At 47.8% G+C, this 14312-nt stretch carries 12 protein-coding genes; 5 read left to right on the top strand and 7 right to left on the bottom strand.

The features are described from left to right. Window positions 1-3: 3 nt before the first annotated feature. Together EL633_RS28905 and EL633_RS28910 are read right to left on the bottom strand one after the other, a co-directional pair. Window positions 4-1674: a CocE/NonD family hydrolase gene (locus EL633_RS28905; RefSeq protein ID WP_126630697.1), complete on the bottom strand. Its 1671-nt coding sequence runs from the start codon at window positions 1672-1674 to the stop codon at window positions 4-6. A 117-nt stretch (window positions 1675-1791) separates the two neighbouring features. Continuing rightward, entirely contained in the window at window positions 1792-2829 is a 1038-nt protein-coding gene (locus tag EL633_RS28910) for an NAD(P)-dependent alcohol dehydrogenase (protein WP_126630698.1), read from the bottom strand. A gap of 390 nt (window positions 2830-3219) precedes the next feature. Here EL633_RS28910 and EL633_RS28915 point away from each other — a divergent pair, with 390 nt between their 5' ends. Then, window positions 3220-3567 (top strand): hypothetical protein, encoded by a 348-nt coding sequence (locus EL633_RS28915; protein ID WP_126630699.1) that lies wholly within the window; start codon window positions 3220-3222, stop codon window positions 3565-3567. A 513-nt stretch (window positions 3568-4080) separates the two neighbouring features. Here the strand turns inward: EL633_RS28915 and EL633_RS28920 are convergent. Continuing rightward, the gene (locus EL633_RS28920; RefSeq protein WP_174845184.1) at window positions 4081-5121 is read right to left on the bottom strand and encodes an ADP-ribosylglycohydrolase family protein; all 1041 of its coding nucleotides are present in this window, start codon (window positions 5119-5121) and stop codon (window positions 4081-4083) included. Window positions 5122-5492: 371 nt separating this feature from the next. Here EL633_RS28920 and EL633_RS28925 point away from each other — a divergent pair, with 371 nt between their 5' ends. Both EL633_RS28925 and EL633_RS28930 read left to right on the top strand, forming a co-directional pair. Beyond that, complete coding sequence (locus EL633_RS28925) at window positions 5493-6257, top strand: 2-phosphosulfolactate phosphatase (protein ID WP_126630700.1); 765 nt, start codon at window positions 5493-5495, stop codon at window positions 6255-6257. Window positions 6258-6378: 121 nt separating this feature from the next. Then, entirely contained in the window at window positions 6379-7863 is a 1485-nt protein-coding gene (locus tag EL633_RS28930) for an FGGY-family carbohydrate kinase (protein WP_126630701.1), read from the top strand. Between the two features lie 106 nt (window positions 7864-7969). Here the strand turns inward: EL633_RS28930 and EL633_RS28935 are convergent, their stop codons facing one another. Next, window positions 7970-8521: a DUF6585 family protein gene (locus tag EL633_RS28935; protein WP_126630702.1), complete on the bottom strand. Its 552-nt coding sequence runs from the start codon at window positions 8519-8521 to the stop codon at window positions 7970-7972. 288 nt (window positions 8522-8809) lie between these two features. Here EL633_RS28935 and EL633_RS28940 point away from each other — a divergent pair, with 288 nt between their 5' ends. Further along, entirely contained in the window at window positions 8810-10714 is a 1905-nt protein-coding gene (locus tag EL633_RS28940; protein WP_126630703.1) for a bifunctional homocysteine S-methyltransferase/methylenetetrahydrofolate reductase, read from the top strand. Window positions 10715-10783: 69 nt separating this feature from the next. On the opposite strand, the gene EL633_RS28945 is transcribed toward EL633_RS28940, so the two are convergent. The 3 genes from EL633_RS28945 to EL633_RS28955 all read right to left on the bottom strand — a co-directional run bounded on the left by EL633_RS28945 (window position 10784) and on the right by EL633_RS28955 (window position 12553). Continuing rightward, on the bottom strand, window positions 10784-11308 hold the full coding sequence (locus EL633_RS28945; protein ID WP_126630704.1) for a GNAT family N-acetyltransferase: 525 nt from the start codon (window positions 11306-11308) through the stop codon (window positions 10784-10786). Window positions 11309-11569: 261 nt separating this feature from the next. After that, on the bottom strand, window positions 11570-12031 hold the full coding sequence (locus EL633_RS28950; protein ID WP_126630705.1) for a nitroreductase/quinone reductase family protein: 462 nt from the start codon (window positions 12029-12031) through the stop codon (window positions 11570-11572). 78 nt (window positions 12032-12109) lie between these two features. Beyond that, on the bottom strand, window positions 12110-12553 hold the full coding sequence (locus EL633_RS28955; RefSeq protein ID WP_126630706.1) for a pentapeptide repeat-containing protein: 444 nt from the start codon (window positions 12551-12553) through the stop codon (window positions 12110-12112). A gap of 323 nt (window positions 12554-12876) precedes the next feature. On the opposite strand from EL633_RS28955, the gene EL633_RS28960 reads away from it, so the two are divergent. Continuing rightward, window positions 12877-13983, top strand: coding sequence for a DmpA family aminopeptidase (locus EL633_RS28960; protein ID WP_126630707.1), 1107 nt, complete (start codon window positions 12877-12879; stop codon window positions 13981-13983). Window positions 13984-14312 lie beyond the last annotated feature (329 nt).

Raw genomic sequence — 14312 nt, forward strand, 5'->3', positions numbered from 1 at the left:
GAATCAGTTAGAGGGAATAATCGGGAGAATTACAGCCGAAGGATGCGCTGCGTCATGATAGATGCGCTGCTCAGCTACGGCTATCTCGGTAGCCATGCCCAATGGCTCACCAGTATTCTGGTTACGATCATATTTGGGAAAAGCACTGGACGTAATCTGAATACAGATACGATGACCCGCTTTAAAAACCTGTGAGACATTCCAGCAGTCAATAGTGTAGTGGTAGATCTGTCCAGGCTCAATCAACTCAGGCTTATCCATTCCCTTACGGAAACGGGCGCGCACCATACTGTCACAGAGGCGCTGGCGCAAACCGTTCGGCCAGACATCAATGAGCATAGCCATAAAATCGGTATCAGGAGCCGAAGAAGCGGCATACAATTCTACCTTGATAGGACCCGTTACCTCAATATCTTCTTCCAGTGGCTCGGTTGTATAAACCAGGACATCGTCGCGGCGTTGCAGTGATGCATAATCATCAGGACCACCGATCTGTGAGGATGTCGCATCAGTAATAAATGGAAAAGCGTCGGCTGGATCATAAAGGTATGTATCGACCTGCTCGGCATCTGGCTTCACACGTGTAAGGGTACCATTCCCAAACCGACTATTCGCTCGTCCCTGACTATGCATATAGAATGGTGTCCATTGCGTACGTGCCAGTGGCCACTCATGCTCATCACGCCATTCATTCCTGCCCATCACAAAAATCCGAACAGGTGCACCTACCTCTACCGTCTGCCCTTTTAAATAATGGTCATACCAGCGCAACTGCTCGGCCCGCAGATCAATAATCGCCTGTGGTCCAAAATCAACCGCCCCAAGTTTAGAACTAGCATTCGTATCGTGACCCCAGGGTCCCATCAACAGACGCTGATGGGCACGCGCCTCAGCGTTCGCTCCTCTGGCAGTCATGCCCACATAGTTTAATGGTGTACCAATCTGCTCATCATCATACCAACCCGAAATATGCAAGGCAGGCACCTCCACACGCTCAAAATGCTGCTGATAACAGAGCGGCTCCCAATAAGAATCTAATTGCGTATGCTGCATCTCAGTACGCCATGAAGGAATACGGCGTCCAACACGCTCGTCCATGGTCACTAAAGGCAAATGCTGATAGACCTGCTCCCACTCAACCACATCCATAGATTGTAAGGCACGTCCACTTACCAGATGTAGCCAGCAAAGATGCATGGGACTTGGTGTGCCTGTGGGCGTCTCAACAAAAGGATCCGATGGTGGTACAAGCACAACCATTGCCTTCAAATGTGGTGGACGTTCAACGGCGGTTAGCCATTGAATGCGACCACCATAAGATGCGCCAATCGTACCAACATTACCATCTGACCAGGGCTGCTCAGCACACCACTCGATAGCATCATAGCCATCGCGACCCTCATTAAAGTAAGGGACAAAATCACCATCTGAATCGCCACGGCCACGTACGTCCATCGAGACAAAAATATAGCCATGACGAACAAAGTACTTGGCATTTTCCAGGCTTACATCAGCCTTCATATATGGAGTTCGGGATAAAATAACTGGATACCGGTTGATCTTTCCCTGGTTAGCTACAGGCATATAAATATCGGCAGATAGTGTAATACCATCACGCATCGGTACACGCAGATCGAATTGAATTTGTAGCTCACGAGGATATGATGCCGCCATGAATAAGTTCTCCCTCTCTAATGTTCAAGGTAATTGCGACTGTCAAAATATTCTTCAATATATACAGTAAATCCTATCACCATTGCCAGTCTAAAAAAGGCTGGCAATGGTGATCCGTTAAGAGGGAAGCACAATTTGGGCTTTCACAGAAGTAGGTTTCATATGGGTTGCATACTCGAATGCGCTAATGCTCTCCTGAAAAGGAAAGGTATCAGTAATGAGTGGTTTTACATTCAATCTACCACTACCAAGTAAGGCCAGAGCACGTGGATAAACATGTGCATAACGGAAGACGGTTTCAATGCTGGCTTCCTTGGCCTGCGCCGCAACGATATCCAACGCCACCGGAGCACCAGGCATGCCAATAAAGACAACACGCCCAGCAGGACACAAAGGTTCGAAGACACTGGCAACGGAGCGCGCATTACCGCTTGCCTCAAATACGATATCCGCACCCCAACCATCCGTCAGCTTATGAACAACCTCAACTAGATTTTGTTTGGCAACGTTTACAGGTATAATCGGTCCCAGGGTCTGAGCTAATGCCAATTTTTCCTGCACGACATCGGTTATAACCACCTGACTACATCCACCTGCCAGCGCGGACAGGGCTGTAACCATTCCAATAGGGCCCGCACCCATCACCACCGCCAGATCACCGGGATGAATTTTTGCCTTGTTGGCCGCATGCATACCTACAGCCAGCGGTTCAACCATCGCACCCTCAGCAAAACTCACGCTATCGGGCAACTTAAATGTAAAGGCGGCCGGATGCACCACGAATGGTGTTAAGCAGCCATGCACAGGAGGCGTCGCCCAGAAGCGTACAGCCGGGTCCAAATTATAGATACCCAGACGGCTAGCCTTACTATTGGGATCAGGAATACCTGGTTCCATACAAACACGATCGCCAACATGAAGATTCGTCACCTCATCACCACACTCCACAATGGTTCCCGAGGCCTCATGACCCAACACCATCGGTGAGCGCACCACAAACGGGCCGATCGCACCATGTTCGTAATAATGCACATCGCTACCACAAATGCCAACTGTATGGATAGCAATACGCACATCCTGGGGTCCTAATTGGGTAGGAAGCTCAATGTCACGCAATGACAACTCATGAGCCTTCTCTAAAACAAGAGCAACCATAATAAACCTCATCTCTCTAGCAGCAGATCAGATGCTGATCCTACCTATTCCATCTGTTCAATCCACCTCAACATTCTTCTCAGCATCTCTGAATAATAGTATATGCATGACACAATTAGATACACTCAATTATAGCATTTAAACCAATTAACCTTCTTTAGTGCTATCTTTTCAAGAAAAGAAGTATCCAACAGACTCATCTTTCACAGAGTCCGTTGGATACTTCTTTTTCGTTCGCGTTCCAATGTGGGTGCATCATCTATGTGTATATTTATTTGCGTTATACCATCCATACATAGACAGAGAGAGAAAAACGCAAACGGACATTGAGAATTTCTACCGCGTGCACTGAGGATAGAAATAGAATTTCTACTACTCAGGCTAAACCATATGCTACCAACGTACCAGGAAAATCCTGGCGCCCATACTAGTGGTGACCGTGACCGTGATCGTGGTCATGATCGTGGTCATGTCCATATCCATGGCCATGGCCATAATTGGTCTGATATTCATAATATGGTGGATACCAACTATGGTGATACCAATCCCACCAGCCTGGAATATGATATTCATCACACCACACTTGTCCATATGGGCCACTCCACCAGCCTGGAGCATAGAGACCAGAACACCAGCCAGATGGATAAGGATAAACATAAGGTGGTTGAGGGTATGATCCTCCCACTAGAGGGGGTTGAGGATACGGCCCTCCAGGTTGAGCAGATTGGGTATGAGTAGGAGTTGTAGTTGCTGCAAGAACATGCCCGCTACCTAACAAACTTACGGAAATTGCAATAGTTGCGATGAATGCAACCAGTACATATTTCAGCATGCTCCACTTGCTACTTTTCTTCATGAACATTCCTTTCGATCCTAAAATGGTTTTTTAAGGAAACGTGGAATACCACATTATATTTCCCTCTCTACACTCATTATAATATTCGAAAGAAATAGACAATATTACATATATTTTGTGTGATATATGTATATGCTTCTCAAGACCCTAAGATTGGCAGGTGCCTCCCATGCCGATAGCAGAGCATTGTCAAACTTCGTTTGATAGTTTGTTCGCCTACTACGTGGGCGGGAGGGAGAGATGTCGGGGGCACAGCAGGGATGCGAAGGACTCGCCGCTCCTTGCATCCCCGTTGTGCTTACTGGCTTGAGGCAAGAAAATGGGTATGTGGAAAACTTGCACATGGCGCTAACTAATTTTAAGAGAGCATTACTGGTGAAAACTTCTGTTATGCTTCATGCATCCAGCGCATCACCTAAACGCATCAGGCGCTCACGGTACTCGATGCGTTGCAACCAGGCTGCTGGCCAGGCGGCAAAGCCAAGGTGCGCACCGGCGAAAGAGCCAGCCAGACAGGCAATGGAATCGGAATCACCAGAGCTGGTGGCCGCACGTTGAATAGCTGAAACAGGATCTTCTGGATACATCAAAAAGCACAGTAAGCCAGTTGCCAGAGCTTCTTCAGCGATCCAACCGGCTCCGGTGGCCAAACAAGGATCGCTCTGACGATCCATCTGCTCAATAGCAACCCGTAGACGTTCCAATACCTGCAAACACTCATCCCAGCCGCGCTCAATAAATGCCTCAGGAGATGCCGCCGCCGGACGCCGCCAGAGTGGTCCTAACCAATCCTGATGATAGATGCTACGCTGGCTCTGCGCATAAGTGATCAAACGTTCAGGTAGACCTGTAGGATTACCCCCATCAACCAGATCAGCAATCGCATAAGCGGTCAGATCAGCCGCTGCCAGAGCGGTAGGATGTCCATGGGTCAATGCGGCCTGAAACTGTGCAATGGCGGCCCTACTCTGAGCGGTCACGCCATCCTTACCAATCTTCAGCAATCCCACAGGAGCCACACGCATATTCGCGCCACAGCCTTTTGAATGGCTGATGGTCGCCTTATACCAGGGCAAGCCACAGGCAAGATAATCACACGCTTGAATACAGGTCATTCCTGGAGCGCGATTATTCTCAGGGCTCTCATTCCAGGCAATAAAAGCATCTCGTAGTGGATCTTCCAGGGTCTTCACGGTATATGGACGTTGGGCAACCAGTAAAGCTTCACCTACAGCTAAAGCCATCTGTGTATCATCTGTTACCCGAACTGGAAAAGTTGTCGATAAATCATGTGGGCCCGCAGGGGGATAGCGACGCACAATTTCTTCCACGGAAAGGAACTCTGTGTCAGCGCCTAAAGCGTCTCCATAAGCCAATCCAAAGAGACATCCTGTGGCGCTTTGTATACGCTGGACTCTATCGATAGGGTTTTGCATATATGTACATACTCTCTGATTTGACATAGCAAAGATGATAGAATGACTCTAATATAACATAGGAAGATTCTCATTGTATAGAGGATGCAATAATATCCAGTGTTTTTAATGTATTGCTCGAAGGTTCCATTGCACGCCGGCGCCTGCGACGCTCGCTGTGGGTAGTGACCGCAAAACGCGGCTATAGGCATTATGTACATAATCGGATTGAATTTTATTCTCAACTGGTGTGATTGTATTCTCAGCGGAATCGTGTATAGTAAGGATGGAAGTTGTTCCAGACATAAAAAGGATCTGGAACAGCGCGTTTTTTTATACAATCCCTTTTAACAGTTCATACCAGTAGCGTACAAGTGTAAGAGGAGATTCGTTTGCAGCTCAGAATTTACTTTAATCCTGCCGAACTTAACTTTGTTGAAACCTCCGCGGAAGATATCTATATTGTTATCGATGTTATGCGCGCCACCACGACAATGACGATCATGTTTGAACAAGGTGCCAGACATGTACTGGCTGCTCAAAGCCTTGAACAAGCGCTAGAAGCAGGTCAAAGAGTACCTGGCCGCATACTTTGTGGTGAATATCACACCAAAACTCCTGCTGGTTTCGATTTTGGCAACTCACCCGCTGAATTTGCCCGCATGGATCTTACGGATCAGGAACTAGTGCTGACAACAAGCAATGGCACGCGTGCCCTGTTTGCTTGTCCCGAAAAGAGTATTCGACTGGTCGGTTGCTTCTATAATGGAACTGCTGCTGCTTCCACTGCCTTGGCACTAGCACAAGAGAAACGCAGCAATATCGCGATTGTCTGTGCCGCTGAATATGGCTATTTTGCTCTGGAAGATGCGGCTTGCGCAGGCTATCTGGCTAAAGAGTTACTCAGCTTGAGCTCTGATCTCACGATCCACGATAGTATTCATAGTGCCATGACCATCTACGAAAATTATCCGCCCGCCGCTTTGCTGGAAAAAGCCCAATCATCCCTGGATTTACTGGCCCTGGGACAACAAAAGGATCTAGAATATTGTCTCAGTAAAAATAATAGCACCTGTGTCCCTGTTGTTACAGGCATTGAAGCCGAAACAGGACTTCTCCGGTTAGCATATCCAGTATCTGAATTGGTTAGTATTTAGCGCACTAATGCAATTGCAGCGCTCAAGCATCCACTAAAGTTCCTACACAGAGCAGGAAAAGACTACAGCGATGTATAGTTGTGTAGGGTCTTTTTTAGAACGTAGATCGGATGGAGAAGATATGAGCGCATTATTACTGGGTGTTGATATTGGTACTTCCAGTACAAAGGGTGTACTGGCACGGGACAATGGGGAGATTATCGCGACCAGCGAACGGCCTCACCTACTATCATTACCACGGCCAGGCTGGGCCGAGCACGATGCGGAGACTATATGGTGGCAAGATTTTACCGCGATCTGCCATGAGTTACTTCCACAAGCGGATCAGGATGTTGCCGCCGTGTGTGTTAGCGGCATTGGTCCTTGCCTACAGGTCGCGGATGCCAATGGCAAACCTTTACGACCAGCCATCCTCTACGGTATTGATACACGGGCAACCCAGGAAATTGCTGAACTCAGTGAACGCTATGGTCCTGATACCATTCTGTCACGTGGTGGTTCCGCCCTCACGACTCAGGCCATCGGCCCTAAACTACTCTGGCTGCAACACTATGAACCAGAAATCTGGAAAAAGACGCGTTACATGCTGATGGCCAGTTCATTCATCGTCCTACGCCTGACTGGCGAATATATCCTTGATCATCACTCCGCCAGTCAATGTGATCCTCTCTATGATCTTCAACATAACAACTGGATTACAGCATGGGCACAAGAGATCGCGCCTGGCTTAGAACTACCACGCTTACTCTGGCCCGCTGAAATTGCCGGGAAAATCACTGCGGCTGCGGCTAAAAGCACTGGACTTCCCGAGGGCACACCGGTAGCTGCGGGTACAATAGATGCCTGGGCCGAAGCTGCCAGCGCAGGAGTGCGAGAACCTGGTGATCTGATGATTATGTATGGTACCACGATGTTTTTTGTTGAGGTACTGAAAGAACTACATCCAACTCCCAGGCTCTGGGGAACCGCAGGAATTTTCCCTGGCACACAGACGCTAGCGGCTGGCATGGCAACGTCAGGCGCGCTTACGGGCTGGTTTCGTAACATTGTTAATGACCTGCCTTATGAGCAATTGCTGACAGAGGCTGCAGCCGTTAAACCAGGATCTGATGGCCTGGTTATCCTGCCTTACTTCGCTGGTGAACGTACACCCATCTTTGATCCAAAGGCGCGTGGCCTCATCAGTGGGCTAACGCTGAGTCATGGAAGAGGCCATATTTATCGCGCCCTCCTGGAAGCGACCGCTTATGGAGTACGGCATATATTAGAAACGATGCACGAAGCTGGTAGCACGGAACAACGTATTGTGGCCGTGGGAGGGGGCACTAGAGGAGGATTGTGGACCCAGATTGTTTCAGATATCACTGGTCGCAACCAAGAACTACCTGCACAAACCATCGGGGCAAGCTATGGAGATGCCTGGCTGGCTGCAATCGCTATTGGATTGGCTCATGAAAAACAACCCTGGACCAGGCAAGCTGCGCTTATCCAACCTGATCCGAAAACGCAACAGATTTACAATCAACTTTACACTATTTATCGAGATCTTTATCCTGCCACCCTCAAGCAAACGCATCAGTTAGCCACATTACAAGAGCAAGCGTAATGAACTGGCGCCATGGACAATTTTTCCAGTATCAGTTCTATGTGCGGAGAGATTAAGAAGTGAGCACACGCTCCTTAATCTCTCTAGATAGTTGCTACACATAGCATTAGCCCTCTGAATGAACCTGTTTCAGTCTGTTGCGATAAAGGGTCACGCGATACCTGATCAAGGTTGGTAATCTTCTATTCCAGGAGGTACTTATATTAACCCGCTGACCATTCACTAATAAAAACTGTGTTGTTTCATTTCTAAATTTAGTCCTGGACACAATTGTCTCAATATGCTCAATCTGGTCCCAGCGAATGCTCAGTTCTTGCCGCTTATTCAGAAAAATAAATCCGTGCTCGCACATATAAATACGCGCATGACGAAAAAGGCTGATCCTTTGAAGCAACATCCGGGTAAGAAGAACAAGCAACACCACAGTCAGCGTGGCCACACTTAGTCCCAGGACAATAAATCCAGGAGAAGGCAGTATCACACCTTGATAGCAGAGCATAAGCATCAAGATCAAAGACACAAAAAGCAGAAGCCAGAACGCGCAGAAAGCCAGCAAAGAAAGCAGTTGCCAGCCATCAGCACCATACCTGCGACCTGGACTGCCCAATTGATAATGTTCTGCGAGCTGATATGCCTCTGCTGGTAGGTTACGCTCCATAAAAACTTGTTCTCCATAGCTACCACAAATACTAAGAAACAGAATCGCCTCTGCTTATATAAACGAACCAGAAGTCACTTTGACCAATCCCGACAAGGGTATTTCTTTGTTTAAGCAGCAAATCTTTCAACTGAGATGTGATATACTGCTGTAAATAAAACACTATCTCACTAAGCAATAACAAAAGTCGAAGCTATTTACTTACTCAGATCGTCATTATTGGTGAGGCAGTAAAGCATCAAGGTTAAGGGATTACAGTTCCATTGCTAAGAAAGCGTCAGATCAACCATGCAAACACACTATCCATTCTTAGAACGCCTGCGTAATGGTCCTCTACTATGCGATGGAGGAATGGGAACCGAGCTCTATGCCCGAGGAATTTCCTACGAGCGCTGCTTTGAGCAGTTAAATCTCACCAATCCAGAGCTCATCAAATCCATTCATCTAGATTATGTGGCTGCGGGAGCCCAGATCATTGAAACAAATACCTTTGGTGCGAATCGCTACCGGCTAGCTGAACATGGACTCGACAATCAAGTTGTTGAGATCAATCGGGCCGGAGCCAAGATCGCGCGCGAGGTCCGTGAGCTAAGCGAGCAACCAATCTTACTGGCTGGCAATATTGGTCCTCTGGGTAGTCCCCTGGCTCCAATAGGTACCATTCAACCGGCCGATGCACGTGCTGCTTTTATAGAACAGACCGAAGCTCTGCTCCAATCAGGGGTCGATCTGATCATCATTGAAACCATGTCCGATCTGGCCGAGATGCGCGAAGCATTGATGGCGGTCCGCAGCATAACCGACCTACCAGTAGTGGCCTTGATGACCTTTGGTGAAGACGGCACCATTGTCAGTGGCGAAGACGCACAAGTCGTTGCCGAGACATTACGCGACCTCGGAGCGAACGTCTTTGGCGTCAACTGCGCCCTTGGTCCTGCTAGCATGTTTGATGTCGCCAAACGTATGTGTAGCTATAATAGCGACGATTTCTTTGTGGCCGTCCAACCAAACGCCGGGCTCCCTAGACGCGTCGGGAATAGATTTATCTATGTTTCCACACCCGAATATTTTGCCGAGTATACACGACGCTTTTTAAGTATTGGCATACGCATGATTGGTGGTTGCTGCGGTACAACACCCAGACATATCGCGGCGATGCACGAGGTCATCACAGAATTAGCCCCAACCATCTCACCAGAAATGGAAAAGCCTTCCAGCGCTCCTACCCTGGAAGCTTTTCGTGAGCGCATACAAGAGAGTGCCGCTCAAAATGCTGAAAGTGAGCCAGCCCCCACACAGTTAGCTGCTTTGCTCCAGGAAAGAAAATTTGTCATCAGTATTGAGATGAGCCCTCCTAGAAGCGTAAAATTCACGCGCTTCTTACAGAACGCCACGCTTATCCGCGATAGTGGAGCCGATACCATCAACATCACCGATAATGCCATGGCCCGTGTACGGATGAATAATGTGGCCGCGGCCCGCCTGATCCAACAAAACGTTGGCATCGAAACTATCGTACACTTTACACCACGCGACCGCAACCTGATGGCAGTCCAAAGTGATGTCATTGGAGCGCATGCCACTGAAATCCGCAACATCCTGGCCGTTACTGGCGACCCTCCCAGTCATGGAGACTTCCCTAATTCCACCGGCATCTGGGATGTCGATAGCATTGGCTTGATCTCAATACTGAGTAACTTAAATAAAGGGCTCGATGGCAACCGGCGTAAACTGGCGGCCGCCAGCTCATTCTTTATCGGCTGCGCCGCCAATCCAGCCGCATCGGACCTGGACATAGAGATTGAGCGCTTGCATCAGAAAATCGAAGGCGGCGCACAATATATCATGACACAACCCGTCTTTGATGCGGGAACATTTCTCTATTATATCAACAAATACAAAGATCAGTATGGAGAAATTCCGATACCGATTCTCATCGGCTTGCAGCCGCTACATTCATATCAGCAAGCAGAGAAATTCCACAACGAAGTACCAGGTATTGTCATTCCTGAAGAGATTCGCCAACGCCTACAACAGGCAGGCGAAGGTGGTGGAGCAGTTGGTCTGGAAATCATCAAAGAACTGTTCGACAAACTGAAAGCTGAGGTCCAGGGAACATATATTATGCCCCTTGATCGCTTTGAACTGATTGAAGACTTGATTCCCTATATTCGACAACGAACCGCACAATAAAAAATGAGAAGGTCAAAGCATCTACTACCTTTGACCTTCTCGTAAACGCAATTTAGGCTATACAAAAGACTACTCCCCACGGATTTTGCTATAAAGAACCAGATCGTGGAACTCGCCATTGCGCCACTGAGCCCGGCGCAACACACCCTCGCGTGTAAAGCCAGCCTTCTCCAAGGCACGCTGTTCAGGAATATTGGTTATATCGGTCGAAGCTTCAACGCGTCCAATTGGATATGTACGGAACAGATAGTCCGCCAACAATTGCTGGGCCTCTACCCCATAGCCCTTTCCTCGCTGTTCAGGCGCCAGACTGATACCAATATTGTAATGGAGACTAGAAACACCTGGACCATAGCGCACTGGATGATAACTGACAGATCCCACAAACTGATCATGCAGAGTCGTCACGATTAAAGTACCAAAATCTGTACTCAAGAGTCCGTCAGAGTCAAACGCAGACTGCAAATGTTGGTCCCGCTTCAGGCCAAAATAGTTATACTCACTTTCAAAATTCACATCATTAGCATGATCATGCAAAATGTCTAAATCTGAACGCCGCACAGGACGTAAGCAAACTTTTTCTCCACGTATCATACGTTTTTCTTCCTTTTATAGAATTTATACTTCAGCATATAACACCTGTATCCCTATGTCCATAAGATTTCAACCGGATTGCTGGCGCTTCAAGTAGAGCTGATAAGCATTCTGCAAGATACTCTAAAATAATAATCGACTCTGCTTAGTTCAACATTGAATTGGAGTACGCTAAGAAATATGGTTGAGAATGAAACGTCCAGGCGCATAGAGCCTTAAAAATGAAGTCTACGCGCCTGGACGAAAGAAATTCAATGGAAATTACGCCAGATGAATACGTATATGCATAAAACGACGCGCAGCATCGCGCAATTGGTTAGGGTCAGGTTGTCCAGCAGCATCCATCGTCACAGAATACGCTCTGGCCGCATTGGGGTTCACAAGTAAAAAGGTCTGTAATTCTTTTTCAGTCACCTCTTTATCTTCAATCACCTCGGCCGTACCACTGACCTGCTTCCCCTTTAAGTGGAGAGTCACCGGTGCATTGCCAACCAGATTTTTCCACCATTTATGGTCCGTAAATAGAAAAATAGTATTTCCATCCTGCCGATATCCCAATGGAATGGTAAAAGATTTTCCACTCTTGCGTCCAGTAAAAGTCAACAACAGGAGACTCTTACTAAATATACTGTGTAAAGGCGAGGCAAGCACGAATTTCATAACATTGTTCAAAAATTTGGGCGGATTGCGTGGCGGCGTGCTCGAAATAGCATCAGTCGACATAAAAGTTGACCTCCAGAAGAAAATTCAGCTACAACACTACCTGTATTCTATCATTAAAAGCGGTGAATAATGAACTATTTACAGACCATCATGTAGCGCGTGAGCCTTGCGCAACTGCTCTAAGGTTACCTGCGCTTCCGCCAGATGGGCGCCATTTAGATATGCTCCGCTTAAGTCAGCATTCGTCAGATTCGCTCTGACCAGAGTAGCGGAACGCAGATCCACATCACGTAAATAAGCCTGACTTAAATCGCTATCGCGTAGATCAGCTTCAGTGAGATTAGCACCGCTTAAATCGGCTCCCACTAGACGAGCGCCCCTTAATATCGTCTGAAACAAATCAGTTCCCGCCAGATTAGCACCACTTAGATCGGCACTCGAAAGATCAAACTCTCCCAGGCGTCCCCCACTTAGATCCACACCAGATAAATCCAGTGCGACATCAGGATGATCACTACGCCATGTGTTCCAGTCGCGCGGCAAACTTGTTCTCATCAACTCAATAAGATCAATTTTATCCATCGCTTGATTCTCCTTGGAGCAGGCAAATTATATAGTTAACATTCGACTATGTAGCAAAGTACAAGACCAGCTAAAGTGTCTTTAAAATGAAAATGATTATAGAAAACATTTTGAGCAACGTTTTCTTCTCTAAGCATACCACTCCAACAAGTTATATGTATTAGACATGGCTTACCTGTCTATTATACTTTACAATATAGCGAGAATGACGTTCATACGCAGCCGGCACAGCTTACACGATCAAAGCACATGTTCTGGAATTGATCACGTACAGCAGCACGTTTCGCTCACATAAGTGGGCGCGAAGGGGGAGCAACCATACTATGCCAGGAGCACGTTTACGCGATTTAGGCATCCCGATTGGAACTCATCCAACCGGACCATATAATGCAATCACCGATGTACCAGATATTCTGGTTGGACATGAAACTCTGATCTTTAACGAACCTGGTATCGCGCGCACAGGAGTGACAATGATTGTTCCTCGCGCCGGCCATATCTGGACGGATCATGCATTTGCTGGCTTCTTTAGTTTTAATGGTTGCGGAGAAATGACTGGTCTGCCCTGGGTAGAGGAATCAGGCGTTCTCCATACACCAATAGGGATTACCAATACCAACTCGGTAGGAGTCGTGCGGGATGCCATCGTAGCCTATCCCCTGGATATGAGCGATAAATGGCATGTACCACCCTCGATCGCCTCTAGCTGGCAAGGCTCGCTACCAGTGGTAGCTGAGACCTGGGATGGCTGGCTGAATGATATCGGAGCCTTCCATGTAACCAAACAACACGTTTATCAGGCTTTGGAGAAGGCTCAAACGGGTCCTGTGGCCGAGGGTAATGTTGGTGGTGGCACAGGCATGATCTGCCATGAGTTCAAAGGCGGTATCGGCACCTCCTCACGTCTCGTCACCTGCTTTGATCAACAATATACAGTTGGGGTACTCGTTCAGGCAAATTATGGGGCCCGACGCTTGCTGCGCGTTGATGGGGTACCCGTTGGACTTGAGATAGATTACACGAAAGTTGCCGATCCCTGGACAGCACCACCCAAAGGTGGCTCAATCATCGTCATCCTCGCTACCGATGCACCTCTCATTCCTACCCAATGTAACAGACTTGCCAGACGGGCAACAGTCGGACTCGCACGCGTAGGTGGAGTTGGACATAATGGCAGTGGAGATATCTTTCTGGCTTTCGCTACCGGCAATCATTTACCTTTGCAGCAGAATAAACCATTCGACCTCCAGATGCTTCCCCATGATCAGCTCGATCCTTTCTTTGAGGCCGCCGCCGAAGCAACAGAAGAAGCCATCCTTAATGCCCTGACAGCAGCCGAAAGTATGGTTGGTTGGCAAGGGCATAGTGCTCAAGCACTTCCCCTGGATGAGCTACAAAGGATCATGAAGCGCTATCAACCACAGAGATAACGCCATGCGCATGTTTTCCACACACCAGATCTTTGTGAGGGAGACAATGGTGCGGCGGTCGTGACCGCCGCACCATTGTCTCCCTCACAAACAAGCGAGCGCTGTAGGCGCGAGGGATAAAACGTGCGCATGGCGTTAGATAGAAACACACATATATATGGTACAAATTGTAGCCCATTTGGTCAACAATGCTAAACTCGAAAAATTTAGTACAGATCCGCTTCACAAGCCAGATTATACCCTTTTTCAGAACGATAAATGCTTGTATTTTGATAACGTGTTCCAATATACTTGTCAAAGTTAAGCCTCATGTGACGTCAATACAGTAT

The sequence above is a fragment of the Dictyobacter alpinus genome (assembly GCF_003967575.1).
GTDB classification, from domain to species: Bacteria; Chloroflexota; Ktedonobacteria; order Ktedonobacterales; family Ktedonobacteraceae; genus Dictyobacter; species Dictyobacter alpinus.